This is a genomic window from Bradyrhizobium sp. LA6.8 (assembly GCF_040547935.1).
Classification (GTDB): domain Bacteria; phylum Pseudomonadota; class Alphaproteobacteria; order Rhizobiales; family Xanthobacteraceae; genus Bradyrhizobium; species Bradyrhizobium barranii.
The window spans coordinates 1-24,504 of the sequence record NZ_JBEPQQ010000002.1 but is presented as its reverse complement, the minus strand read 5'-3'; the positions used below and the strand labels follow the sequence as shown (position 1 = coordinate 24,504).

General features: G+C 64.5%; 22 protein-coding genes. 18 read left to right on the top strand and 4 right to left on the bottom strand.

The genetic code is table 11. The annotated features are described in order from the left end of the window. The first annotated feature begins 65 nt into the window (after positions 1-65). From ABIA90_RS07200 to xth, 12 genes are all read left to right on the top strand, one after another. Positions 66-1,367 (top strand): ammonium transporter, encoded by a 1,302-nt coding sequence (locus ABIA90_RS07200; RefSeq protein ID WP_354118398.1) that lies wholly within the window; start codon positions 66-68, stop codon positions 1,365-1,367. Positions 1,368-1,409: 42 nt separating this feature from the next. Continuing rightward, a complete protein-coding gene (locus ABIA90_RS07195; RefSeq protein ID WP_014490770.1) occupies positions 1,410-1,724 on the top strand; it encodes an ArsR/SmtB family transcription factor in 315 nt (104 codons plus the stop codon). 12 nt (positions 1,725-1,736) lie between these two features. Beyond that, positions 1,737-2,093 carry an SRPBCC family protein gene (locus ABIA90_RS07190; RefSeq protein ID WP_354118397.1) on the top strand — a complete coding sequence of 119 codons (357 nt, stop codon included), beginning with the start codon at positions 1,737-1,739 and terminating at the stop codon, positions 2,091-2,093. 42 nt (positions 2,094-2,135) lie between these two features. Then, the gene (locus ABIA90_RS07185; protein ID WP_038932646.1) at positions 2,136-2,738 is read left to right on the top strand and encodes an ATP-dependent Clp protease proteolytic subunit; all 603 of its coding nucleotides are present in this window, start codon (positions 2,136-2,138) and stop codon (positions 2,736-2,738) included. A gap of 389 nt (positions 2,739-3,127) precedes the next feature. Beyond that, entirely contained in the window at positions 3,128-3,466 is a 339-nt protein-coding gene (locus ABIA90_RS07180; protein ID WP_008142813.1) for a P-II family nitrogen regulator, read from the top strand. Positions 3,467-3,503: 37 nt separating this feature from the next. Then, complete coding sequence (locus ABIA90_RS07175) at positions 3,504-4,952, top strand: ammonium transporter (protein ID WP_085403070.1); 1,449 nt, start codon at positions 3,504-3,506, stop codon at positions 4,950-4,952. A 217-nt stretch (positions 4,953-5,169) separates the two neighbouring features. Continuing rightward, positions 5,170-6,768 (top strand): caspase family protein, encoded by a 1,599-nt coding sequence (locus ABIA90_RS07170; RefSeq protein ID WP_135213954.1) that lies wholly within the window; start codon positions 5,170-5,172, stop codon positions 6,766-6,768. 137 nt (positions 6,769-6,905) lie between these two features. Further along, on the top strand, positions 6,906-7,310 hold the full coding sequence (locus ABIA90_RS07165) for a GFA family protein (RefSeq protein ID WP_354118396.1): 405 nt from the start codon (positions 6,906-6,908) through the stop codon (positions 7,308-7,310). Positions 7,311-7,631: 321 nt separating this feature from the next. Beyond that, positions 7,632-8,846 carry an aminotransferase class I/II-fold pyridoxal phosphate-dependent enzyme gene (locus ABIA90_RS07160; RefSeq protein ID WP_354118395.1) on the top strand — a complete coding sequence of 405 codons (1,215 nt, stop codon included), beginning with the start codon at positions 7,632-7,634 and terminating at the stop codon, positions 8,844-8,846. Positions 8,847-8,855: 9 nt separating this feature from the next. Beyond that, entirely contained in the window at positions 8,856-11,333 is a 2,478-nt protein-coding gene (locus ABIA90_RS07155; RefSeq protein WP_354118394.1) for a DNA translocase FtsK, read from the top strand. Positions 11,334-11,483: 150 nt separating this feature from the next. After that, complete coding sequence (locus tag ABIA90_RS07150; RefSeq protein ID WP_354118393.1) at positions 11,484-12,236, top strand: outer membrane lipoprotein carrier protein LolA; 753 nt, start codon at positions 11,484-11,486, stop codon at positions 12,234-12,236. Between the two features lie 202 nt (positions 12,237-12,438). Then, positions 12,439-13,254, top strand: coding sequence for an exodeoxyribonuclease III (gene xth, locus ABIA90_RS07145; RefSeq protein WP_354118392.1), 816 nt, complete (start codon positions 12,439-12,441; stop codon positions 13,252-13,254). Between the two features lie 14 nt (positions 13,255-13,268). Here xth and ABIA90_RS07140 read toward each other — a convergent pair whose 3' ends face one another. Next, on the bottom strand, positions 13,269-13,715 hold the full coding sequence (locus ABIA90_RS07140) for a cyclic nucleotide-binding domain-containing protein (protein WP_071908749.1): 447 nt from the start codon (positions 13,713-13,715) through the stop codon (positions 13,269-13,271). A gap of 59 nt (positions 13,716-13,774) precedes the next feature. Then, complete coding sequence (locus ABIA90_RS07135) at positions 13,775-14,461, bottom strand: response regulator transcription factor (RefSeq protein ID WP_007598630.1); 687 nt, start codon at positions 14,459-14,461, stop codon at positions 13,775-13,777. A gap of 204 nt (positions 14,462-14,665) precedes the next feature. Here ABIA90_RS07135 and ABIA90_RS07130 point away from each other — a divergent pair, with 204 nt between their 5' ends. Together ABIA90_RS07130 and ABIA90_RS07125 are read left to right on the top strand one after the other, a co-directional pair. Continuing rightward, positions 14,666-15,235 carry a L,D-transpeptidase family protein gene (locus tag ABIA90_RS07130; protein ID WP_354118859.1) on the top strand — a complete coding sequence of 190 codons (570 nt, stop codon included), beginning with the start codon at positions 14,666-14,668 and terminating at the stop codon, positions 15,233-15,235. Positions 15,236-15,241: 6 nt separating this feature from the next. Next, positions 15,242-16,027 carry a 2-keto-4-pentenoate hydratase gene (locus ABIA90_RS07125; RefSeq protein ID WP_354118391.1) on the top strand — a complete coding sequence of 262 codons (786 nt, stop codon included), beginning with the start codon at positions 15,242-15,244 and terminating at the stop codon, positions 16,025-16,027. Between the two features lie 182 nt (positions 16,028-16,209). On the opposite strand, the gene ABIA90_RS07120 is transcribed toward ABIA90_RS07125, so the two are convergent. Beyond that, entirely contained in the window at positions 16,210-16,899 is a 690-nt protein-coding gene (locus ABIA90_RS07120) for a YggS family pyridoxal phosphate-dependent enzyme (RefSeq protein ID WP_354118390.1), read from the bottom strand. Positions 16,900-17,008: 109 nt separating this feature from the next. Here ABIA90_RS07120 and ABIA90_RS07115 point away from each other — a divergent pair, with 109 nt between their 5' ends. Then, a complete protein-coding gene (locus ABIA90_RS07115; RefSeq protein WP_085403080.1) occupies positions 17,009-18,712 on the top strand; it encodes a diguanylate cyclase domain-containing protein in 1,704 nt (567 codons plus the stop codon). On the opposite strand, the gene ABIA90_RS07110 is transcribed toward ABIA90_RS07115, so the two are convergent. Continuing rightward, positions 18,709-19,755 carry a GGDEF domain-containing protein gene (locus tag ABIA90_RS07110; protein ID WP_354118389.1) on the bottom strand — a complete coding sequence of 349 codons (1,047 nt, stop codon included), beginning with the start codon at positions 19,753-19,755 and terminating at the stop codon, positions 18,709-18,711. The genes ABIA90_RS07115 and ABIA90_RS07110 overlap by 4 nt on opposite strands. Before the next feature lie 191 nt (positions 19,756-19,946). Here ABIA90_RS07110 and leuS point away from each other — a divergent pair, with 191 nt between their 5' ends. The 3 genes from leuS (at position 19,947) to holA (ending at position 24,269) form a co-directional block, all read left to right on the top strand. After that, positions 19,947-22,571, top strand: a complete 2,625-nt coding sequence (gene leuS / locus ABIA90_RS07105) for a leucine--tRNA ligase (RefSeq protein ID WP_354118388.1) — start codon at positions 19,947-19,949, stop codon at positions 22,569-22,571. Then, positions 22,558-23,109, top strand: a complete 552-nt coding sequence (gene lptE, locus ABIA90_RS07100; protein WP_028150179.1) for an LPS assembly lipoprotein LptE — start codon at positions 22,558-22,560, stop codon at positions 23,107-23,109. The genes leuS and lptE overlap by 14 nt, the downstream gene beginning before the upstream one ends. A gap of 131 nt (positions 23,110-23,240) precedes the next feature. Beyond that, positions 23,241-24,269, top strand: a complete 1,029-nt coding sequence (gene holA / locus ABIA90_RS07095) for a DNA polymerase III subunit delta (RefSeq protein WP_354118387.1) — start codon at positions 23,241-23,243, stop codon at positions 24,267-24,269. Positions 24,270-24,504: the final 235 nt, after the last annotated feature.

Genomic DNA, 24,504 nt, shown 5'->3' with positions numbered 1-24,504 from the left:
TTCTTCGATCGCACCGGGCAACGACGCCACAGCGTGCGACGCCAATTGATGCCGGGGGGAATGACATGGCGGGATTGTTGCGCCGCGCAGCTGTTATGGCTGCGCCGCTCGGATTTGTGACGTTCGTTGCGGCGCCCGCATACGCCGCGGGCTCCGAGATCAACACCGCCGACACCGCCTGGATGATCGTCGCCACCGCGCTGGTGCTGATGATGACGATCCCCGGCTTGGCGCTGTTCTATTCCGGCATGGTGCGCAAGAAGAACGTGCTCGCCACCATGGCGCAGAGCCTCGCCGCGGTGACGATGATCTCGATCCTCTGGGTGGCGTTCGGCTATTCGCTCTGCTTCGTCGGCGACGGGCCGTGGATCGGAACGCTCGACCGCTGGTTCCTCGCGGGCATGACGATGGACAGCGTCAACCCGGCGGCAAAGACGATCCCGGAAGCGCTGTTCATGCTGTACCAGATGACCTTTGCCATCATCACGGTGGCGCTGGTCGCGGGCTCGGTCGCCGACCGGATGCGATTCTCCGCCTATCTGGTGTTCTCGGTCGCCTGGTTCATCTTCGTCTACATTCCGCTGGCGCATTGGGTGTGGGGCGGCGGCTTCCTCGCCAGCATGGGCGTGCTGGATTTCGCCGGCGGCCTCGTCGTGCATCTGTCGGCCGGCACCGCCGGCCTCGTCGCCGCCAAGGTGATGGGCCGCCGCCACGGCTACGGCACCGAAAATCTGTCGCCGTTCGATCTGTCGCTCGCGGTGATGGGCACCGGCCTGTTGTGGGTCGGCTGGTTCGGCTTCAACGGCGGCTCGGCGGGCGCTGCCAATTCGCGCGCGGTGCTGGCGATCATCGCGACGCATCTTGCGGCCTGCTCCGGCGCGCTGACCTGGGGCGCGATCGAATGGTCGACCCGGCGCAAGCCTTCGGTGCTCGGCATGATCTCCGGCGCGGTCGCCGGGCTCGGCACGATCACGCCGGCTTCGGGCTTCGTCGCGCCCTGGCATGGCATCGTCATCGGCATTGTCGCCGGCGCGGTCTGCTACTGGGCCTGCACCTGGCTCAAGCACCGCTTCAACTATGACGATTCCCTCGACGTGTTCGGCGTCCACGGCATTGGCGGCCTGACCGGCACGTTGCTGGCCGGCGTGTTCGCGACCAGCGCGATCGGCGGCACCGCCGGCCTGCTCGAGGGCCATCCGCAGCAATTGCTGATCCAGCTCTACGGGGTCGCCGTCACCTTCGTCTGGGCGGCCGGCGTGAGTTTTGTCCTGCTCAAGCTGGTCTCCCTGTTCGTGCCCTTGCGCGTATCCCGTGAGCACGAGCTCGAGGGGCTGGACATTTCGCAGCACGGAGAAGCGCTTCAGTAATCGGGGCTTGCTCAACACATAAGTACATGCTTATGTGTCGGCATGATCGAAGCCGACATCTTCAAGGCGCTGGCCGACCCGACGCGCCGAAAGGTCTTTGAGAAGCTCGCCGGCGGAAGCCTGAATGCCAGCGCTTTGCGCGACGGTTTGGAGATCAGCCAGCCGGCGATGTCGCAGCATCTTTCGGTGCTGCGCGCGGCAGGCCTCGTGCGCGAACAGCGGCAGGGCCGCTTCGTGAATTACGAGGTCGACCCGGACGGAATCGTGGCCATCGGCACATGGCTTGCGCGCTACCGTGCCTACTGGCCGAAGCGCATGGAAGCACTCGCCGATCTCCTCAAGGACATGGATCAATAAGGACTGGGATCAATGAGCGACGCCGCGAAGCCTGATCGTCCCGACGAAGCCCTGGTACTTGAATTTGATTTCGATGCGCCGCCGGCAAAGGTCTGGCGCGCCGTGACCATTCCGGCCTTGCGCGAACGCTGGTTGCCGGATTGCGACCTTGCAGGCGCCGAGCCTGAATCAACGATCGCAGGCGAAGAGGTGCGCTACCGGCTTCGCGATTCAGAGCCGCCGTTTCGCGAGAGCCACGTGATCTTCCGGATCGAGCCGAACGAGGACGGCGGCACTCGCTTCCGCATCATTCAGCAAGCCTGCGAAGAGCGAACAAAGCTGCCGCAGCCGGCCAACAGCAATTGCTGCCTGATGCGCGCGGCGGCTTAAACACCAACAAGACTTCATCACCTGCAAACATGGAGGTCGCCAATGCGCGACATGCTTCAGCTCGTCCCTATGGTTGTCGAACAATCCGCCCGCGGCGAGCGATCCTTCGACATCTATTCGCGGCTCCTGCGCGAGCGCATCATCTTCCTCAACGGCGAGGTCAATGATGCGATGTCCGGACTGGTCTGCGCGCAATTGTTGTTCCTGGAGGCGGAGAATCCGAACAGGCCGATCAATCTCTACATCAACTCCTATGGCGGCGTGGTCACCTCTGGTCTCGCCATGTACGACACCATGCAGTTCATCAAGGCGCCGGTTCATACGCTGTGCATGGGCACCGCGCGCTCGATGGGCTCGTTCCTGCTGATGGCCGGCGAGCCGGGTCACCGCGCCGCGCTGCCCAATGCGAGCCTTCACGTGCATCAGCCACTCGGCGGCTTCCAGGGCCAGGCGTCCGACATCCTGATCCATGCCAACGAAATGCAGGAGACCAAGCGGCGCATCACCCGGCTCTACGCGCAGCATTGCGGGCGCACCGAGGCGGAGGTGGAACGGACCCTGGACCGCGACCACTTCATGACCGCGCAGCAGGGGGTCGAGTGGGGATTGATCGACCGGGTCTTTGCGGAGCGCGAGGCCGCCTGACGATTCAGGCCAGCGCGCATCCCGTGAGCACGCCGAGGGCCGGTTCGATATTTCGCAGGGCGGCGGGGCCCTTTGTCGGGCCCCTTCTGTAATAAAATACCTTCTTGCTGCCCGACACGTGAGCAGCAATTGTGTCGACAGCCTGTCGTGCCCGCTTTTTGATCAGGCGTGACCACGTTTTGAGCGCGACGTATTAGCGCACTGCACCGCAGCACGCGTCAAACGCGAAAACACCCGTTTTCATAGTCCGTTAGGCAACGCGCCCGATCTGGCACGGCATTTGATTCTAAGGGTGCTGGCTGTGCCCGCGTAGTGAACTTCTCCCTCGTGGCGAACCAGTCGAGAAACGCCCGGCCACGTCCGGACCGGGCCAAGCGGGGATAGGACCCATGAAAATTGTTATGGCGATTATCAAGCCATTCAAGCTGGAAGAAGTCCGTGACGCCCTGACCGCCATCGGCGTTCACGGTCTCACGGTGACGGAAGTCAAGGGATATGGCCGCCAGAAAGGCCATACGGAAATCTATCGCGGCGCCGAATACGCCGTGAGCTTCCTGCCCAAGATCAAGATCGAGGTCGCTGTCGCCTCCGACCAGGTCGACAAGACCATCGACGCCATCACGTCCGCCGCGAAAACCGGGCAGATCGGCGACGGCAAGATCTTCGTCATCAACCTCGACCATGCGGTTCGCATCCGCACCGGCGAGGCCGATGCCGCGGCCCTTTGATTTCGCGCTCAACCTTTACCAATCAGGAGTGAATAAAATGACGTTTAAGCGTCCCTATGGCGCGGGATTGGCGGCTCTCGCAGTCGGCATGTTCGCTGCGACCGCGGCCTATGCCGAGCCAACGGTCAACAAGGGAGACAACGCCTGGATGCTGACATCGACAGTGCTTGTGCTGTTGATGACGATCCCCGGCCTCGCGCTGTTCTACGGCGGTCTCGTCCGTTCCAAGAACATGCTCTCCGTGCTGATGCAGGTGTTCTACACCGTCTGCGTCGTCACCGTAATCTGGGCCGTGTACGGCTACAGCCTCACCTTCACCGGCGGCTCCGACTTCATCGGCGGCTTCTCCAAGGCCTTCATGATGGGCGTCACCACCGACTCGAAGGCCGCGACCTTCTCGGTCGACGCCAACATCTCGGAGCTCATCTATATGTGCTTCCAGATGACCTTCGCGGCGATCACGCCGGCCCTCATCGTCGGCGCCTTCGCCGAGCGCATGAAGTTCGCGGCAATCGCGCTCTTCATCCCGCTCTGGGTCACGCTGATCTACTTCCCGATCGCGCACATGGTCTGGTACTGGCCCGGCCCGGACATGATCCAGGACGCTGCCAAGGCACTCGCTGCTGCCACTGATGCGGCTGCGAAGACCGCGGCGCAGGCCAAGCTCGACGAGATCAACGCCGACGCCGGCTGGATCTTCAAGAAGGGCGCGATCGACTTCGCTGGCGGCACCGTGGTGCACATCAACGCCGGCATCGCAGGTCTCGTCGGCGCTCTGCTGATCGGCAAGCGCGTCGGCTACGGCAAGGAGCTGATGGCTCCGCACTCGCTGACCATGTCGATGATCGGCGCCTCGCTGCTCTGGGTCGGCTGGTTCGGCTTCAACGCCGGCTCCAACCTCGAAGCCAACGGCGGTGCTGCCCTCGCCATGACCAACTCCTTCGTCGCCACCGCGGCCGCCGCGCTGTCGTGGATGTTCGCGGAGTGGATCGTGAAGGGTCACCCGTCGGTGCTCGGCGTCATCTCCGGCGCTGTCGCGGGCCTCGTGGCCGTCACGCCTGCCGCCGGCTTCGCCGGCGTGATGGGTGCGATCGTCCTCGGCCTCGTGGTCGGCGTGGTCTGCCTGTTCTTCTGCACCGTCGTGAAGAACGCGCTCGGCTACGACGACAGCCTCGATGTGTTCGGCGTGCACTGCGTCGGCGGCATCGTCGGCGCCCTCGGCACCGGCATCCTCGTCAATCCGGCGCTGGGTGGTGCGGGCATCATCGACTACACCGCGATCCCGCCGAAGGTCGCCGATTACGACTTCGCGGCGCAGATGATCTCCCAGCTCTGGGGCGTCTGCACCACGCTGGTGTGGTCGGGCATCGGTTCGGCGATCCTCTACAAGGTCGTCGATGTGATCGTTGGCCTCCGCGCCAATGTCGAGACCGAGCGTGAAGGCCTCGACATCACCGAACACACCGAGCGCGCTTACAACATGTAACTCTCCTCCCGGGCGCGGCCTCCGCGGGGGCCGTGCCCACAACTACGGTTTGGGGCACATACCCGGCAATGTCCCGACCGTTGAGGGGCTCCAGCGCAAGCTGGAGCCCCTTTCTTTTTGGCGCGCCGCATCGTCGCAGCGGCCACGCCTGCACCAAGCCCAAATTGCATTGTCCCGAAACTGGTGAATATCATGCTCCCGTCCGGAGCACGGTCTCATGAGCCTGTTGCGTTTCGTGGCTTTGTGTTTGCTGTCGCTTGCCCTGTCTGCCCTCGACGCCAAGGCCGACAAGCGCGTTGCGCTGGTGATTGGCAACGGCGCCTACCGGAACGTTCCCACGCTCGCCAATCCGACCAATGATGCGGCCGACATCGGCGCGGCGCTGAAGCGATCGGGATTCGAGCCCCTGGTCGCGACCGATCTCGATCAGGCCGCCATGCAGGACACCGTTCTTCGCTTTGCGCGCGAGGCCCGCGGCGCCGACGTCGCACTGTTCTATTACAGCGGACACGCGCTGCAATTCGCAGGCGTCAACTATCTGGTGCCCGTCGATGCCGTCGTGCGCGACGAGGTTGATCTGCGGCGCCTGGTGCGCGCCGACGAGATCCTGGCGGATTTGCAGCAGGCCAAGAACCTGCGCATCCTCGTGCTCGACGCCTGCCGCGACAATCCCTTCGCGGACGAGCTCCGGCGAAACATCGGGCAGGGGCGCGGCGTAACCGTCAGCCGCGGGCTGGCCAAGATGGAGAGCCCGGAGGGCACCATCATCTCCTATGCGACCCAGGCCGGTCGCACGGCCGACGACGGCAACGGCCGCAACAGTCCCTATACCAGCTCGTTCCTGGAGCACATCAGCGACAGGGACAACATCAATACGGTGTTCCAGACCATCGGCGCCGGCGTCTACAAGCGCACCAAGGGATCACAGGTCCCGGAGCTGTCGTTGTCGTTCTTCGGCGAGTTTTACCTCAATGGCAAAGCCGAACCCGCGGCGCTGACACCATCTTCACCTCGGACTGACCCTTGCGCAGAGGCCGCCGACCATTGGCGCGGTGCGGACGCGCTCGGGACCATCACGGCCTTCAAGGATCATCTGCTTCGCTTCCCGTCCTGCGCCTTTGCAGACCTGGCGAAATACCGCATCGAGCTGCTGTCGAAATCCATCGACAGCGCAAAGCGCCCGACGACTTTCGACGGAACCTGGATCGCCAACGAAAGCTGCGAGAGCAAACCGCCTTTTCCGGAAGCCCATCGCCAATATGTCTTTCGCATCAAGGAAGGAGTGCTGCACACGGTGCTCGGGGACGAGGGCAAGCCCGGCTCTGTGAGCTATGACGGCAAGATCGAAGCGGACGGCAACAGCACTATCTCCGTCAACGGTATCATTGGCGACAAGGATCCGCTGAATCGCGCCGCGGGCTCGTCCTATCGATACAAGATCGTGCTCGAACTGAAGGCTTCCAAAGGGGCTGGGGTCCGCACGGAAACCTATTGGCCGTGTCGCTACGACTTCTCAAAGGTATCAGCGCCAAGCGGAGAATCCGAGCGGAGGCAGCCCGACCCGAAGCGCGCCGCAAAGCGCAATGACAATGCGGCTGCTGCGCCTTCCGATCGGCGCGACGGCGGACAGGCCGCGCCGGGCGGCAACGGGATGAGCTGCTCCACGATGCGCAGAAATTGCGCGGTGGCTTGCGTCAGTTTTGGCGGCCAGCCCAATTGTGGCTCAACCTTCTGCGTGCGGCAGGAAGCGGAATGCATGAGCAGCGGATGCTGGAGAAGTCGAGCTTTCAACGGCTGCGGCATCGCCAAGCGATAGGCGTAAGGCATTCTCCGCAGCCTTCCCATCGAGAACGCCATGTTCTTTTTGACCGTTGCGCAAAAGAAATAGATTGCCATTTCAGATTGCCGGCGCAGAAATATCGACCACAACGAAAAACAAATCGGGAGGTCGTCATGCGTTTGGAAGGCGGATGCTATTGCGGCGAAGTGCGCTACGTGGCCGAAGGTGATCCGATGATGCAGGCCCAGTGTCATTGCCGCGAGTGCCAGTACATCTCGGGCGGCGCGCCCAACACCTTCATCGCGATGCCGGCGGCCGGCTTCAGCTACATCACCGGGCAGCCCAAGCAATTCACGCGCAAGGACCTCGAACGCGCCGTCACGCGCGAATTCTGCGCCGAATGCGGCACCCATCTGGTGACCAAGGTTCCGGGACTGCCCGCGGCGATCCTGAAGGTCGGCACCCTGGACGAGCCAAAGCAGTTCCACCCGCAGATGGCGATCTACACCTGCGACAAGCAGGAGTTTCATGCGATCCCGGCGGGGATGGCGACGTTCGAGAAGTTGCCGGGGCACTAGGCGCGCCCCTATCCGGAAACTCGTCATGCCCGGGCTTGTCCCGGGCGTGAACGTTCTTGGGTACGGTAGAATGGGCCGGGGATGGCCGGGACAGGCCCGGCCATGACGGGACCCGGGCCCGCCATGTGCCCGCTGTATTCGGCCTCATTGTTCCCGCTCCGGACGGACCGGACCTCAAATCTGGGTCACGGAAATGACTCTTGATGGCGCGGAAAGCCGATGGTTAATCGCGTCTTAACCTCGCCCTATCTATGGTGAAGTGAACCGCTTCCCGCCGGCGCCTTGGTGCGACCGGCTGTTCCAAGAGTGCTGGCGTCCAGAATGGCTATAACCGCTTCATCCCGTGCGCCGCAGGACAGTGGAAGCTCCGATAGCGAACGCTCGCCCTTCGTCCGGCTGAACGAGCTGCTGGCACCCCATCAGCCGGGTAAACCCTTGATTACTCTTGCAGTCGGCGAGCCCCAGCATCCCGTGCCTGACTTCGTCGGCCCGGTGCTGGCCAAGCACATCGCCGATTTCGGCCGTTACCCCGCGAACAAGGGCACCGACCCGTTCCGGAACGCCGCCGGCGCCTGGCTGTCGTCGCGCTTCAAGCTGCCGCGGCCGCTCGACCCCGAGAACGAGATTCTCGTCCTCAATGGCAGCCGCGAGGGGCTGTTCCTCGCCGCGATCGCGGCCGCGCGCTATGTCGGCCCGCGCCCCGGCAAGCCCGCCATCCTGATGCCGAACCCGTTCTATCCGGTCTATGGCGCCGGCGCCCGAGCCGCGGCCTGCGAGCCGGTCTACCTGCCGACCACCGTGGAAAACGGCTTTCTGCCCGATCTCGATGCCATCGACGAAGCGACGCTGGCGCGCACGGTGGCGTTCTATCTGGCCTCGCCCGCCAATCCGCAGGGCTCGGTCGCCAAGCCCGACTATTTCAGGCGGTTGAAGCAGCTCGCCGACCGCTACGGCTTCGTGATCCTCAGCGACGAGTGCTATTCCGAGATCTACACCCGCGAGGCCCCGGGCAGCGCGCTCGAATGCGCCGGTCCTGATTTCACCCGCGTGGTTGCGTTCCAGTCGCTGTCGAAGCGCTCCAACCTGCCGGGCCTGCGCGTCGGTTTCGCCGCCGGCGACAAGCGATTCATCGGCATGTTCCTCGAGCTGCGCAACATCGCAGCGCCGCAGGTGCCGGTACCGCTCCAGCATGTCGCGACCGTTGCCTATGGCGACGAGGCGCATGTCGAGGAGAACCGCAGGCTCTACCGGATCAAGTTCGATCTCGCCGACCAGATCATCGGCGATCGTTACGGCTATCGCCGACCTGACGCAGGCTTCTGCGTCTGGCTCAACACGTCCGCGCTCGGCGACGACGTGTCGATCACGCTCAGGCTCTTCAAGGAAGCAGGCGTACGCGTGGTGCCCGGCAGCTATCTGGCGCGGCTCCAGCCCGACGGCTTCAATCCGGGCGCAGGTTTCATTCGCCTTGCGCTGGTGCAGGATGGCGAGACCACGGCGCAGGCGCTGCACCGCCTGGTCGAGACTCTGGGTTAGGCGGGGCCCATGAGCATGTCGGCAATCGAACGTGTCATTCCACTGGTCGGCCATCTGCCACCGTCGATCCGCGAGGGGCTGGCGCGACGTATGCGCGAGCTCACCGGTTTCGGCCTGATTGCATTGTCCGGCGTCGCCTCGGCCGCGCTGATGACCTGGTCGGTGCAGGATCCAAGCCTCAGCCACGCGACCTCACGGCCGATCCGCAACATTCTCGGCTATGCCGGCGCGATCGGCGCCGACCTTGCGATGCAGATCCTCGGGCTCGGCGCGATCATGCTGGTCCTGACGGTCGCGGTCTGGGGCTGGCGCATGATGACCCATCGCCCGTTCGACCGCGAGGCGCTGCGGCTCGGTTCCTGGATTCTCTGCACCGTGATCGCTGCGGGCTTTGCCAGCTGCTGGCCGCATGGCGGCGCCTGGCCGCTGCCGACCGGCCTCGGCGGCGTGGTAGGCGATGCGCTGGTGCGCGCGCCCGCGGTGATTTTCGGACCGGCGGGCACGATCTATCGCATGGTGCTGGGCACGATCCTGTTCGCCGCGATGGGCGCGACCTTCCTGATCGCCTGCGGCCTCGGCGCGCGCGCGCATGACGACGAGTTCGCGGAGATCGAGGACGACGACAAGCCGCTCGACGAAGACGAGGAGAGCGATCGCGGCTCGGTGTCGCTGGGGTGGCTGTTCCACGCATTGATGAGCACGAAGGCGCGGCTGATCTGGCTGCTCGGCACCGCTTACCGCTCGCTGGTCTCGAGCGGACCGAAGACCAAAGCCGTTGCGTTCAGCCGCCAGGAGCCGAATCTCGGCGCCGGCCGCGCCGCGCCGTCGATCTCGCCGCAGTCCGAAGACGAAATTGACGAGGACGAGCACGAAGAAGAGGAAGACGAGGAGGAAGAGGAGGAGCCGGCCGCGCGCGCCCCGCGCAAGAAGGCTGCACCAAAGGCCGCTTCCAAGAAATCCTCCGACAAGTTCGAGCTTCCGTCTGTGTCCGTGCTGGCCGCGCCCAAGGCGGGCGATCGCCAGCCGCTCAGCAAGGCTGAGCTGGAAGCCAATTCGCGCGCGCTCGAAGGCGTGCTGCAGGATTTCGGCGTGCGCGGCGAGATCGTGAAAGCCAATCCGGGTCCCGTGGTCACACTGTACGAGCTGGAGCCGGCGCCCGGCATCAAGTCATCGCGCGTGATCGGTCTCGCCGACGATATCGCCCGTTCGATGAGCGCGCTGTCGGCACGCGTCGCCGTCGTACCCGGCCGTAACGCCATCGGCATCGAGCTACCGAATGCGCATCGCGAAAAGGTCTATCTGCGCGAGCTGCTGGTCGCCAAGGAGACTGTCGATTCGGTTGCGAAGCTGCCGCTCTGCCTCGGCAAGACCATCGGCGGCGACCCCGTGATCATCGACCTCGCGCGCACGCCGCACATGCTGATCGCCGGCACCACCGGGTCCGGCAAGTCGGTCGCCATCAACACCATGATCCTCAGCCTGGTCTACCGGCTGCGCCCGGACCAGTGCCGCCTGATCATGGTCGATCCGAAGATGCTCGAACTCTCCGTCTATGACGGCATTCCCCATCTGCTGACGCCCGTCGTGACCGATCCGAAGAAGGCGGTGGTCGCGCTGAAATGGGCCGTGCGCGAGATGGAAGAGCGCTACAAGAACATGGCCAAGCTCGGTGTGCGCAACATCGACGGCTACAATACGCGTCTGCTCGAATTGAAGGCCAAGGGCGAGGAACCGACGCGCACGGTGCACACCGGCTTCGACAAGGAAACCGGCAAGGCAATCTACGAGGAAGAGAAGCTCTCGCTCGACCCGCTGCCCTACATCGTCATCATCGTCGACGAAATGGCCGACCTGATGATGGTCGCCGGCAAGGACATCGAAGGCGCGGTGCAGCGCCTCGCGCAGATGGCGCGCGCCGCCGGCCTGCATGTGATCCTCGCGACGCAACGCCCGTCGGTCGACGTCATCACCGGCACCATCAAGGCGAACTTCCCGACCCGCATCGCCTTCCAGGTGACGTCCAAGATCGACAGCCGCACCATTTTGGGCGAGATGGGCGCCGAGCAGCTGCTCGGGCAGGGCGACATGCTCTACATGGCGGGCGGCGGCCGCATCAGCCGTGTGCACGGACCTTTCGCGTCAGACGAGGAAGTCGAGAAGGTGGTGCGTCACCTCAAGACGCAGGGCCAGCCCGAATACCTCGAGGCCGTCACGGCCGAAGAGCCGACCGAGGACGAGGACGGTGGCGCCGTGTTCGACGCCAGCGGCATGGGCGCGGATGGCGGCGGCGATCTCTTCCAACAGGCCGTGGCCATCGTCAAACGCGACCGCAAGGCCTCGACCAGCTACATCCAGCGCCGGCTCCAGATCGGCTATAACCGCGCCGCTTCGCTAATGGAGCGCATGGAACTCGAGGGCATCGTCGGACCCGCCAACCACGCCGGAAAGCGCGAGATTCTGGTCGAGGAAGAAGACAGCCACATGTGAGGCGAGCCGCCTCTGAACATAATTTCACGCAAAATCGATATCTGCAGTAGCGAAATCACGCTAAAAGGGCGCCCAGCCACACAGGACGACGCGTTGATCAGACATCCGGACATTCGATTCGCTGCCACCATCGCTGCGCGAAGCGCGCGCATGGCCGGTGTGCTTCTCGTCACCGCCGCGATGGTGACCACGGCGTCGTTCGCGCAGACCGTGCCTGTGCCGAAGCCCGCGCCGAAGGGCCGCGATGGCGGTTCGGCTGGTGGGCCCGCCGTCACCGGCGCGACCCAGACGCCGCCGAACCCGGTCATCCCGGATCCGCGCCGCAACGTGCCGACCAGCATCTTCCAGACGTTTGACGCCAACCAGAAGGCGCAGGCGGCCAAGGTCAGCGCCTATCTGTCCTCGCTGTCGACGCTGGTTGGAAATTTCGTCCAGGTCGGCCCCGACGGCAGCAAGACGCAGGGCGATTTCTACATCCAGAAGCCTGGCAAGGTGCGCTTCGAATATGACGCGCCAAGCCCGATCGACATCGTCGCCGACGGATCGTCGCTGGTGGTGCGCGACCGCAAGCTCGCGACCCAGGACGTCTATCCGCTGTCGCAGACACCGCTGCGCTTCCTGCTGTCCGATCGCATCGACCTGATGAAGGACACCAACGTCGTCAACGTCTCGGCCGACGACGTCTTCGTCAGCGTCACCATCGAGGAGAAGCAGGCGCTGGTCGGCACCAGCCGCCTTCTGCTGATGTTCGGCGCCAAGGACGGCCAGTTGAAGCAGTGGACCGTCACCGACCCGCAGGGCTACGACACCACGATCGCGGTCTACAATCTCGATGCGGGCAAGAAGCTCGATCCTGCCATGTTCAAGATCGATTTCACCAATTACGGCCCATCGCCGGGTTGAAAGCTCTACTGCCGTAGGGTGGGCAAAGGCGCATTAGCGCCGTGCCCACCATCTCTCCTTGCGGCAGGCATTGGTGGGCGCGCTTCGCTTTGCCCACCCTACGAGGGCTCGCTACGAACCTTGCACCCAAACCCGAAAAGACGTGGGCACGGCGCTTTGCGCCTTTGCCCACCCTACGAGAGCTTGCTAAGACGCATCCCTCATGCGTCTTTCCCTGACAACCTGGAACATCAATTCGGTGCGGCTGCGCATCGACCTGGTCGCGAAGTTTCTCAAGAGCGCGCGGCCGGACGTGCTGTGCCTCCAGGAAACCAAGTGCATCGACGATGCCTTTCCGCTGAAGCGTTTCAAGCGGCTCGGCTATGAGCATGTCGCACTGAACGGGCAGAAGGGCTATCACGGCGTCGCCATCGTCTCGAAGATCCCGTTCGAATCGAAAGACATCCGCACCTTCTGCGACAAGGTGGATTCGCGCCACATCTCGGTCTCGTTCGGCGAGAAGGCCAGCATCGCAAAGCCGCTGGTGCTGCATAATTTCTACGTGCCCGCGGGCGGCGACATTCCCGATGCCGCGCTGAACGAGAAATTCGACCACAAGCTTCGCTTCCTCGACGAGATGAAGGCCTGCGAGCCGCTGCATCCGCGCGGGGAGGATCGCCACATCCTGGTCGGCGATCTCAACGTCGCGCCGCACGAGAACGACGTCTGGTCGCACAAGCAGCTTCTGAAAGTGGTTTCGCATACACCTGTGGAGACCGAGAAGCTGCAAGCCGCGCTGGCAGCCGGTGAGTGGGTCGACGTCGCGCGCGAGCGTTTTCCGATGTCGGAGAAGGTCTATACGTGGTGGAGCTATCGCTCCGCCGACTGGACCGTCGGCGATCGCGGCCGCAGGCTCGACCACATCTGGGTCTCGCGCGCACTGAAGGACGCGGTCAGCGATTTCAAGATCCTGCGCGACGCGCGGAGCTGGGAGCGCCCGTCGGACCACGTGCCGGTGACGGTGACGCTGGAGGTTTGACGGCGCCGTCCGGGCTACGACGACGTCAGCTTCGCGCCCGCCATCAGGATATCGCTCGCGATCTGGCTGGAGCGCACCGCGAATTCGTCACGCAGGCGAACGGCCGCAGCCGGGTCACTCTCGAGCACGCGTTGAAACAGGCTGCGCGCGACGCGGATGACGGAGGCGTGCTCCAGCGCCACCGCGCTCGACGGCCGCTTCATCGGCACCACCAGCGCGAGCTCGCCGATCAGCGCGCCGGGACCGGCGATCATCTCCGCGCCGGCGCCGTCGTCGACCCGAAAGGCGCCGCGTTGAACCACGTATCCGGCATCGGCTTCGTCGCCGAGATTGAACAGGACGTCGCCGCGAACGAAATTACGCTGCTCGGAGCCGATCGCCAGCATGCGCAACGACGCGTCTCCCAACAAGCGCAGTGTCGGGACACGCTCGAGAAGCGCTACGTCGTCGTCGATTGACATTCAGGTCCGGGGCTCAAAGGGCATGCGATCTAAAACGATTCGCACGCCCCTAAAGCGTATCACGGCACCAGCTTGTAGCCACCGGCTTCCGTGACCAGGATCTCCGGATTGGCGGCGTCCTTCTCGATCTTCTGGCGGAGGCGGTAGATGTGGGTTTCCAGCGTGTGGGTGGTGACGCCGGAATTATAGCCCCAGACCTCCTGGAGCAGGGTCTCGCGCGAGACCGGCATCTGACCGGCCCGGTAGAGGAAGCGGAGGATGGCGGTTTCCTTCTCGGTGAGCCGGACCTTGCGGGCATTGGCCGCGGTCAGCATCTTCGAGCCCGGGCGGAAGGAGTAGGGGCCGACCGAGAACACTGCGTCCTCGCTCGCCTCGTGCTGGCGGAGCTGGGCGCGGATGCGGGCCAGCAGCACGGCGAAACGGAAGGGTTTTGCGACGTAGTCGTTGGCACCGGATTCCAGCCCCAAAATCGTGTCGGAATCGGTGTCATGCCCGGTGAGCATGATGATCGGAGCCTTGAAGCCGCCCTTGCGCAAGGAACGAACCACCTCGCGGCCATCGGTGTCGGGCAGGCCGACATCCATCAGGACCAGATCGGGGGCATTGGCCTTCGCGGCGCTCGCGCCCTTGGCGCCGGTATCGACGGCGGAGGCCTCAAATTCTTCGTGCAGCGATAATTGCTCCACCAACGTATCGCGCAGATCGGTATCGTCATCCACGATGAGGATCTTGCGGGCATTGGCCATAGGGGGTCATCCTTTTGGAGTCCGGCTCGGCGCGCATGCATGCTGCACCCAGCCGCGAGGGAAAGTTAGGGGGGTCGCCGTTATTATTGTTGTTCGTGTTGAAGTAGTGGGCTGTTACCGATTCACAAGCCAGAAGCACTCTAACTCAAAATCTCAGGCCGTTTTGATGAATGTCCTGTAATGAATTCGACATCGCACATTCACATGAAAAATAAAGCGAATTCAGCTAGTTACCCAAAGAATCGAAGCTCCGGACCGCTTCGAGCGATCCGCGTTAAACCTGCGGCCGGGAATCCGCGCCGGGGCTGGCTGACGGCCGGCGCGCTGACGATCCCTGTGGCGCTGGGGCGGGGCGGAATCCTGGCAAACAAGCGCGAGGGCGATGGCGGCACCCCGAGGGGCAGCTTCCGTCCCAGGCAATTATGGTGGCGGGGCGACCGGTACAGCCGTCCGCGGACCTTTCTTCCGGCCCGGACCATCGGCGACACGGACGCCTGGTGCGAGGACGCCGGAGATCGCCACTACAATCAGGCGATCCGGCTCGGACCGGAGCAGGGCGGTGACCGTCTCAAGCGGACCGACCATCTCTATGACTTCATCATCGAAATCGACCACAACACCAGACCGTGTATCGCCGGCCGCGGCAGTGCGGTGTTTTTGCATCTGGCGCGCGACAATTTCGGGCCGACCGCGGGCTGCGTCTCGATGACCAGAGCGGCGATGCTGCAATTGCTGCGGCGACTGGGACCAAGAACAAGAATCATCATCGGGTGAGGGCACATGCTCGACAAGGATCAGATCGCCGCCGCATCGCAGGTCCTGGTCAAACATTGGCGCGACGGCACCAAGTTTGACGCGCTGGAGCCGCGGTTGCGGCCGCAGAGCCGCGCCGATGGCTATGCCATTCAGGCCGTCCTCGAAAACCAACCGCTTGGAAAGCTGTTCGGTTGGAAGATCGCGGCGACAAGCGAGGCCGGACAGAAGCACATCAATGTCGCGGGCCCGCTGGCCGGCCGCATCATGAGCGACACCGTGATCGCCGACGGCGGCACCGCGTCGATGAAGGGCAACGAGATGCGCGTCGGCGAACCGGAGTTCGCCTTCGTCATGGGCCGCGATCTGCCGCCGCGCGCGACGCCGTACAGTGTCGACGACGCGCTCGCCGCCGTCGGCACCTTGCATCCCGCGATCGAGATTCCCGACTCGCGCTTTGGCGATTTCGCCAGCGCCGGCGAGGCACAGCTCATCGCCGACAATGCCTGCGCGCATCTGTTCGTGCTGGGCGCCGCGACGACTGCGAACTGGCGCGCCATGGATCTCGTCGAGGAGCGACCGCAGATCACGCTGCGCGGCCAGCGCTATCTCGGCCACGGCAAGAACGTCCTCGGCGATCCTCGTGTTGCCCTGGCCTGGCTTGCCAACGAGCTGCGCGGGCTCGGCATCACCTTGCGGGCAGGGGAGGCGGTGACGACAGGCACATGCCATCCGCCGCTGCCGATCCAGGCCGGCGATCATTTCGCGGTGGATTTTGGCGTGCTGGGGCAGGTGTCGGTGGGGTTTGCGTAACCACCGTACACACCGCCGTCGTCCCTGCGGACGCAGGGACCCATAACTCCAGGGAGAAGTTTGGCGAAGACTGGCAGTTACCTCACTTTCGCCGGTACGAAGACCACCCACCAATCAGAGATCACGCGATATGGGTCCCTGCGCCCCGTGCGCAATTGCGCACTAGGCAGGGACGACAGCAACTACCGGTGCCCGAAGATCGCGCTCCCGACGCGCACATGGGTGGCGCCGAGCATGATCGCGGTGGCGAAGTCCGCGCTCATGCCCATCGAGAGATTCTTCAATCCATTGCGCACTGCGATCTTGGCGGTCAGCGCGAAATGCGCCGCCGGCGGCTCGTCGACCGGCGGGATGCACATCAGGCCGGAGATCGTCAGCCCATAGCTGTCGCGGCAGCTCGCGATGAAGGCATCGGCCTCGCCGGGAGCGATGCCGGCCTTCTGCGGCTCCTCGCCGATGTTGATCTGGACGAACAGCTCCGGGTGCCTGTTCTGGGATTCGATTTCCTTGGCTAACGCCTGGCAAATGCTCGGGCGGTCGACCGAATGGATGGCATCGAACAGCGCCACCGCCTCCTTCGCCTTGTTGGACTGCAGCGGCCCGATCAGATGCAGCGCGATGCCGGAATAAGCGGACGTTAACGCCGGCCACTTGCCCTTGGCCTCCTGCACCCGATTTTCGCCGAATACGCGCTGTCCGGCGTCGATGACCGGGATAATTGCATCCGCGGCGAACGTCTTGGACACCGCGATCAGCGTCACGGAGGCACGATCGCGCCGCGCTTCCTTGCAGGCGCGGACAATTTCGGCTTCGACCGCGGCGAGCGCGTTTGGTGAATGGCCGGTTACCGGCGCGGCGTTGGTTTCGGTCATGACGTCGGTTCGGACTGGATTGTTGCGGAGCTAGTTCTAATTTTACCGAGTTCAAGAAAGAGTTTTTGAACCCTTCGCTTTACCTTGGCCGATGGGGTGGGCAGCGAAGATGGCAAACGTCAGTTTCAACCGCAAACGAGTGAAACTCAAGCAGGTTCTCGGAATCCGGGCACGGCTTGCGTTGCTCGCGGTGATTCTGGTGACGCCTTTGATGTTCGAGCGCATCCGTTCGCTCGAGGACACGCGCGCGCGGCAGATCGCGCAGGCCGCGACCGAATTCACCACCATTGCAAGACACAGCGCCGACGCGCAGCGCGAAGTGATCTCGTCGGTCGAAACCATCCTGAAATCTGAAGCCTTCATCCGCGCCTCCGCCGGCGGCATCAGCAAGAGCTGCGACGTGCTGCGCGCGAGCCTGCCGTCGAACCTTCCCTGGATCCGCACGCTGTTGATCGCCGGCCAGGACGGACGCATCCAGTGCGCCACCAACAACATGTATGTCGGCCTCGACCTCAGCGACCGGCCATACTTCCAGCAGGCGCAGGAAACCGGCCGCTTCGTGCTAAGCGACTTCATCCTGTCGCGGCCCGTGCCGTCGCCGACCGTCATGGCGGTTTATCCGGTGTCGGCCTTCAGCGGTGTGGCGGATGCCGTCGTGCTCGCCACCGTGAACCTCGACTGGATGTCGAAGGTCATGAGCAATCTCGGCGGCCGTGCCGGCATCACTGCCGTGCTGGTCGACAGCGCCGGCACCGTGCTCGCCGCGCCGGCTGACCAGCACAGCGCGATCGGCCGTCCGCTCGACAACATGCCGCTGATGTCGGCGATCGCCGACAGGGCGCTGCGTTCGGACCAGGACGAGGGCTCACTCTCCTTCCTCGCCGCCGACGGCTCCCGCCGCGCGGTGAGCTATATCCGCATCGCCGGCACCAATGCCCGCCTGATTGCCAGCATCGACGAGGACAAGGTGTCCGCGGCGGTCAGCCGCGACATCCGCACCGCCTATCTGCAGCTCGCGTTCGTCGTCCTGTTCGTCCTGCTCGGCGCGCTGATCGCCGCCGAGAAGCTCGTGATCAAGCCGATCGAGATGCTGGCCGACATGGCCAAACGCCTCGGCGAGGGCGACCTCTCGGCCCGCGCCGCACGCAACCGTCTGCCGGCCGAGTTCGTGCCGCTGGCCCGCGCCTTCAACGCGATGGCCGCGCAGCTCAGCCAGCGCGAGCGCGAGCTGATCGCGAGCAACGACCGCCTCACCGTGATGGCCTCGATCGACATGCTGTCGGGGCTGGCCAATCGCCGCGGCTTCCAGAGCCGGCTCGACTTCGAATGGATGCGCGCGCAGCAATATGACAGCGAGCTCGCGCTGCTGATGATCGACGTCGATCACTTCAAGCTGTTCAACGACACCTATGGCCATCTCGAAGGCGATTCCTGCCTGACCCGGCTCGGCGAATCCTTGTCCGGCATCGCCGCCGACACGATGGGCTTTGCGGCCCGCTATGGCGGCGAGGAATTCTGCCTGCTGCTGCCGAACACCGACGTGAACCGCGCCGTCGAGATCGGCGAGCAGGTGCGCGCGGCCGTGCTGAAGCTGTGCCTGCCGCACATCACCTCCGCCCACATGATCGTCACCGTCTCGATCGGCGTTGCCGCAACGAAGCCGAACGAGACGCTGCGCCCCGGCGATCTCATCGAAGCTGCCGACGCCGCGCTCTACGCCGCAAAACACCGCGGCCGCAACAATGTCATGGAGCACGGCATCCAGGTGATCGAGAACGGCGCGGCCGCCATGATGCTGGCCGCGAGCGCCTAGCCCGCAGCCGCGGCGCGATCGAGCTCGACTTCTGTCACCACGCGATTGCGGCCGCCGCCCTTGGCGAGATAGAGCGCGCGGTCGCAGCGCTCGATCAGATCGGTGATCGTCTCGCCGGTCCGGTACTGCGCCACGCCGATCGACACGCTGATGCCGGGCAGCGTCTCGCCGGTCGAGCGGCGCGTGATCGTGCATTCGGCGATCGCGCGCCTGATGCGCTCGGCGATCTCGGCGCAAGTGGCGAGATCGGCATCCGGCAGCACGGCAATCAGCTCCTCGCCGCCATAGCGGGCCGACAGATCCTGCTTGCGAACTTTTTCGCGCAACACTTTCGCAATCAGGCGCAGCACCTGGTCGCCGACGCCATGGCCGAAATTGTCGTTGAAGGTCTTGAAGTGGTCGATGTCGAGCATCAGCACGCCGAGCGGCTCGCCCCAATCCGCGGTCGTCTGTGCCTTGCGCAGGAATTCATCGAGCGCCCGCCGGTTTGCCAGCCCCGTCAGCGTATCGGTCCGGGCGCGCTCCTCGGACTTGGAGAGCGAGTCGCGGATCACGTCGAGCTCGCGGGTCTTTTCGGCAAAGCCGGCCTCGAGCCGCGTCGCCCTCGTGGCGGCCCGGGCCAGCTCATTCATGAGCTGGGCGACCAGCGCCTTCGGATCGACCCCGGCCCTGCCCCGATCAGCGACCTCGCTGATCGCCTGCATCTGGGAACGATTGTCGGCCATGGCCGTCGCCAGAAACTCCTTCGCCGCCCCCATGAGGGTATGCAGTCGATCGGACGTCTCGGAGGCGACGGCGCCCGCCCGGGGCGCGACATAGGTCTCGAACAGATCCTGGTTGATCCTGGCGTCGAACGGACGGTTGTGGTCGATCAGGAGTTCGATGGCATTGCGCAGGTCGTCATGGCTGCCTGCGAAATAGTGGAACCAGACGGCAAAATTGGTCGGCGTCGGCGGAATCCGCTGCTCGACCATGCTCCGCACCGCCCGTCCGGCGACGGACGCGGCATAGTCGTAATCGAGATCGTCGAAGCCTGATTCCATCGCCTGGCGGGGTGCTGTCGGCGGCCAACCTCGCACCGACCCCTTAATCCGATCCCAATGGGCCGTCCGTACTTTAGCGGAGCAGCCTTGCGGGGGGCCGCCGCCAGCGGCAACCCATTGACCCCCTAAGGACTTCTATGGCCTAGTCCGCCGTCTTTAGACGGCCGAATCCACGAAAACCCAACGATTCCATGACCTCCGAACGCTACAACGCCCGCGACGCCGAACCGCGCTGGCAAGCCGCCTGGGACCAGCAGGCGATCTTCGTCTCCAAGAACGACGACTCGCGGCCGAAATACTACGTGCTGGAGATGTTCCCCTACCCGTCCGGGCGCATCCATATCGGCCATGTCCGCAACTACACGCTCGGCGACGTGCTGGCCCGCTTCATGCGCGCCAAGGGGTTCAACGTGCTGCACCCGATGGGCTGGGACGCCTTCGGCCTGCCGGCCGAGAACGCCGCCATCGAGCGCAAGGTCGCGCCGAAGGCCTGGACCTACGACAACATCGCCGCGATGAAGAAGCAGCTCCGCTCGATCGGGCTGTCGCTGGACTGGTCGCGCGAATTCGCGACCTGCGACCCCAGCTACTACAAGCATCAGCAGAAGATGTTTTTGGACATGCTCGCCGCCGGCCTCGCGGAGCGCGAGAAGCGCAAGCTCAACTGGGATCCGGTCGACATGACCGTGCTCGCCAACGAGCAGGTGATCGATGGCCGCGGCTGGCGCTCGGGTGCCGTTGTCGAACAACGGGAAATGAGCCAGTGGGTCTTCAAGATCACGAAGTACTCGCAGGAGCTGCTCTCGGCGCTGGATGGGCTCGACCGCTGGCCCGACAAGGTGCGGCTGATGCAGCGCAACTGGATCGGGCGCTCCGAGGGCCTGCTGGTCCGCTTCGCTCTGGATCAGGCGACGACGCCCGCCGGCGAGAGCGAGCTGAAGATCTTTACGACGCGCCCGGACACCCTGTTCGGCGCCAAATTCATGGCGATTTCGTCGGATCATCCGCTGGCGCAGGCAGCAGCCGCGAAGAACCCGAAGCTTGCCCAGTTCATCGCCGACATCAAGAAGATCGGCACCGCGCAAGAGATCATCGACACCGCGGAAAAGCAGGGTTTTGACACCGGGATCCGCGCGGTGCACCCGTTCGATCCGAGCTGGAAGCTGCCGGTCTATGTCGCGAACTTCGTGCTGATGGAATACGGCACGGGCGCGATCTTCGGCTGCCCGGGTCATGACCAGCGCGACCTCGACTTCGTCAACAAATACAGCCTCGGCGTCACGCCGGTGGTGTGCCCCGAGGGCCAGGACCCGAAGACCTTCGTTATCACCGACACCGCCTATGACGGTGACGGCCGCATGATCAATTCGCGCTTCCTCGACGGCATGACCATCGAGCAGGCCAAGGACGAGGTCGCAAAGCGCCTGGAGGGCGAACTGCGCGGCAACGCGCCGGTCGGCGAGCGTCAGGTCAATTTCCGCCTGCGCGACTGGGGTATTTCACGGCAGCGCTATTGGGGCTGCCCGATTCCCGTCATCCATTGCCCCAAATGCGATGTGGTGCCGGTGCCGGACGCCGACCTGCCGGTGACGCTGCCTGATGACGCGACCTTCGACAGACCGGGCAACGCGCTCGATCATCACCCGACCTGGAAGCACGTCACCTGCCCCAAATGCGGCGGCAAGGCCCAGCGCGAAACCGACACCATGGACACCTTCGTGGATTCGTCCTGGTATTTTGCGCGCTTCACCGATCCCTGGAACGAGAACGCACCGACGACGCCAGCTGTCGCCAACCGGATGCTGCCGGTCGACCAGTATATCGGCGGCGTCGAGCACGCGATCCTGCATCTGCTCTACAGTCGCTTCTTCACCCGCGCGATGAAGGCGACCGGGCACATTGCGCTGGACGAGCCGTTCGCCGGCATGTTCACGCAGGGCATGGTGGTGCACGAGACCTACCAGAAGGCCGACGGCACCTATGTGCAGCCGGCCGAGGTGAAGATCGAGGTCGGCGGCAACGGCCGGCGCGCGACGCTGCTGACGTCAGGCGAAGACATCCAGATCGGTCCGATCGAGAAGATGTCGAAGTCGAAGAAGAACACGGTCGACCCCGACGACATCATCGAGACCTACGGCGCCGATGTCGCCCGCTGGTTCATGCTGTCGGACTCCCCGCCCGACCGCGACGTGATCTGGAGCGACGAGCGCGTCCAGGGTGCCTCGCGCTTCGTGCAGCGGCTGTGGCGGCTGGTGAACGATGCAGTGGAACTCGGCCAGGCCGCGCCGGCAGATCGTCCGGGCTCGTTCGGCCCGGATGCGACCGCCTTGCGCAAGGCCGCCCATGGCGCGCTGGACAAGGTCACCACTGGCATCGAGCGGCTGCACTTCAATGTCTGCCTGGCCCATATCCGCGAATTCGCCAATGCGTTTTCGGAGGTGCTCCAGCGCCCCGGCCAGCCCTCACCTGACCTCGCCTGGGCGGTCCGGGAGGCCAGCCAGATCCTGGTTCAGCTGTTCTCCCCGATGATGCCGCATCTGGCCGAGGAGTGTTGGCAGGTTCTGGGCCATAGCGGGCTGGTTTCCGAAGCCGATTGGCCCCAAATCGAACGCGATTTGCTGGTTGAAGACGCCGTGACCCTGGTGGTCCAGGTCAATGGCAAGAAGCGGGGTGAGGTCACAGTTGCAACAGTGGCCCAGAATCCGGAAATCGAGGCTGCCGTTTTGGCCCTCGATGCGGTAAAACTGGCCCTGGACGGCAAGCCCGTCCGCAAGGTGATCATCGTCCCCAAGAGGATCGTGAATGTTGTCGGCTAGGATCCGGATCGCTGCCCGCTTGCTGGCGGTCGCCGCATTGGCGGCGCTGACGGCTGGCTGCTTCCAGCCGATGTATGCCGAGCGTGGTGACGGCACCCCCGGCCTGCGCGAGAAGCTGATGGGGGTCGACCTTCCGCCGATCAACAAGGCCAATGCCTCCCGCGAGGCCCGTGTCGGCGTCGAGGTCCGCAACGCCCTGGCCTTCAAGCTCTACGGCACGGCCACCGGCATGCCGCCGACCCATCGCCTGGAAATTCGCTTCGCGAGCAGCAAAACGTCGCTGATCGTCGATCCCAATACCGGCCTGCCGAACAGTGAAAACTACGGCATCGACGCCCAGTACAATTTGATCGAGGTCGTCAGCGGCAAGTCGGTCATGACCGGCACGACGTTCGCGCGCGTGTCCTATGACATGCCCGGCTCCTACCAGCGCTTTGCCCGCAACCGGGCCCTTCGCGATGCCGAGGATCGTGCCGCCAACGAGATCGCCGAGAACATCAACACTCGCCTCGCCTCGTTCTTCATCGCCGGCACTTAAGTCATCCCCGTCATTCCGGAGCGCCCGCAGGGCGGATCCGGAATCCAGAGATTTATTGATCGAGATTCTCAGGCGCGCAATTGCGCGCCGTAGTTCGCGCTTCGTGCGCCCTGGAATGACAGTCAGGTCCGATGGTCGCGCTGCGCGGAAAAGAGATCGACGCCTTCCTCGCCCGTCCCGACGGGGGCCGACCGATCATCCTGCTCTACGGTCCCGATGCCGGCCTCGTGCGCGAGCGCGCCGATGCACTGATTGCCTCGGCCGTCGACGACCCCAACGATCCCTTCTCCCTCGTCAAGCTCGACGGCGACGAACTCTCCGCCGAGCCGTCGCGGCTCGTCGATGAAGCCATGACGGTGCCGTTGTTCGGCGGCCGCCGCGCCATCCGCGTCCGCGCCGGCTCGCGCAGCTTTGCCAGCGGCATCGATACGCTGGCGGAGATGGGCGTGAGGGATTGCCGGATCGTGATCGAGGCCGGCGAGCTGCGCCCGGAATCGCCGCTGCGCAAAGCCTGCGAGCGCGCCAAGACGGCCGTGGCGATCGGGTGCTATCCCGACACCGAGCGCGACCTTGCCAAGCTGATGGACGACGAGCTCCGCATCGGCAATCTGCGCATCGCGCAGGATGCCCGCGCGGCGCTGATGTCATTCCTCGGCGGCGACCGCCAGGCCTCGCGCAATGAGCTGCGCAAGCTGACGCTCTATGCGCATGGCAAAGGCGAGATCACGCTGGATGACGTGATGTCCGTCGTTGCCGATGCGTCCGAGCTGAAACTCGACCCCATCGTCGACGGCGCCTTCGCCGGCCGGCCCGACATCGTCGAGACGGAATTTGCAAAGGCCATGATCGCCGGCACCTATCCCGGCGTGATCATCTCCGCCGCGCAGCGCCAGGCCGCGTGGCTGCACAAATCTGCGCTCGCGATCGCCGACGGCCAGCCTGCCTCCGCGGTGCTCGAGGGCGGCTATCCGCGCCTGCATTTTTCGCGAAAGCCCGCGGTGGAAACGGCGCTGCGCAATTTCAGCGTGGCGCGGCTCGCCGCAATCATCGAGCAGCTCGCGACCGCCGCGCTCGACACCCGCAAGCAATCAACGCTAGCCGCCGCCATCGCCCAGCGCACGCTGATGGCCATTGCCGCGAATGCGAAGCGGCGGGGGTAAGGCCCCACTCTCTCGACGTCATTGCGAGGAGCGCAAGCGACGAAGCAATCCAGAGTCCCTCCGCGGAAAGAATCTGGATTGCTTCGCTTCGCTCGCAATGACGATGTGGAAGCAGATGCGCGCCAAATACCCGGTGTTGGGGGGGGGGGGGGGGGGGGGGGGCGCGGGGGGGGGGGGGGGGGCGCGCCCCCCCCCCGCCGCCCCGGAAAAAACCCCAACCGTCCATGTGGGAGGG

Coding starts and splice junctions, on each gene's coding strand:
- ABIA90_RS07200 (WP_354118398.1), top strand. CDS start 66: ATGGCGGGATTGTTGCGCCGCGCAGCTGTTATGGCTGCGCCGCTCGGA.
- ABIA90_RS07195 (WP_014490770.1), top strand. CDS start 1,410: ATGATCGAAGCCGACATCTTCAAGGCGCTGGCCGACCCGACGCGCCGA.
- ABIA90_RS07190 (WP_354118397.1), top strand. CDS start 1,737: ATGAGCGACGCCGCGAAGCCTGATCGTCCCGACGAAGCCCTGGTACTT.
- ABIA90_RS07185 (WP_038932646.1), top strand. CDS start 2,136: ATGCGCGACATGCTTCAGCTCGTCCCTATGGTTGTCGAACAATCCGCC.
- ABIA90_RS07180 (WP_008142813.1), top strand. CDS start 3,128: ATGAAAATTGTTATGGCGATTATCAAGCCATTCAAGCTGGAAGAAGTC.
- ABIA90_RS07175 (WP_085403070.1), top strand. CDS start 3,504: ATGACGTTTAAGCGTCCCTATGGCGCGGGATTGGCGGCTCTCGCAGTC.
- ABIA90_RS07170 (WP_135213954.1), top strand. CDS start 5,170: ATGAGCCTGTTGCGTTTCGTGGCTTTGTGTTTGCTGTCGCTTGCCCTG.
- ABIA90_RS07165 (WP_354118396.1), top strand. CDS start 6,906: ATGCGTTTGGAAGGCGGATGCTATTGCGGCGAAGTGCGCTACGTGGCC.
- ABIA90_RS07160 (WP_354118395.1), top strand. CDS start 7,632: ATGGCTATAACCGCTTCATCCCGTGCGCCGCAGGACAGTGGAAGCTCC.
- ABIA90_RS07155 (WP_354118394.1), top strand. CDS start 8,856: ATGAGCATGTCGGCAATCGAACGTGTCATTCCACTGGTCGGCCATCTG.
- ABIA90_RS07150 (WP_354118393.1), top strand. CDS start 11,484: ATGGCCGGTGTGCTTCTCGTCACCGCCGCGATGGTGACCACGGCGTCG.
- xth (WP_354118392.1), top strand. CDS start 12,439: ATGCGTCTTTCCCTGACAACCTGGAACATCAATTCGGTGCGGCTGCGC.
- ABIA90_RS07140 (WP_071908749.1), bottom strand. CDS start 13,715: ATGTCAATCGACGACGACGTAGCGCTTCTCGAGCGTGTCCCGACACTG.
- ABIA90_RS07135 (WP_007598630.1), bottom strand. CDS start 14,461: ATGGCCAATGCCCGCAAGATCCTCATCGTGGATGACGATACCGATCTG.
- ABIA90_RS07130 (WP_354118859.1), top strand. CDS start 14,666: ATGAAAAATAAAGCGAATTCAGCTAGTTACCCAAAGAATCGAAGCTCC.
- ABIA90_RS07125 (WP_354118391.1), top strand. CDS start 15,242: ATGCTCGACAAGGATCAGATCGCCGCCGCATCGCAGGTCCTGGTCAAA.
- ABIA90_RS07120 (WP_354118390.1), bottom strand. CDS start 16,899: ATGACCGAAACCAACGCCGCGCCGGTAACCGGCCATTCACCAAACGCG.
- ABIA90_RS07115 (WP_085403080.1), top strand. CDS start 17,009: ATGGCAAACGTCAGTTTCAACCGCAAACGAGTGAAACTCAAGCAGGTT.
- ABIA90_RS07110 (WP_354118389.1), bottom strand. CDS start 19,755: ATGGAATCAGGCTTCGACGATCTCGATTACGACTATGCCGCGTCCGTC.
- leuS (WP_354118388.1), top strand. CDS start 19,947: ATGACCTCCGAACGCTACAACGCCCGCGACGCCGAACCGCGCTGGCAA.
- lptE (WP_028150179.1), top strand. CDS start 22,558: ATGTTGTCGGCTAGGATCCGGATCGCTGCCCGCTTGCTGGCGGTCGCC.
- holA (WP_354118387.1), top strand. CDS start 23,241: ATGGTCGCGCTGCGCGGAAAAGAGATCGACGCCTTCCTCGCCCGTCCC.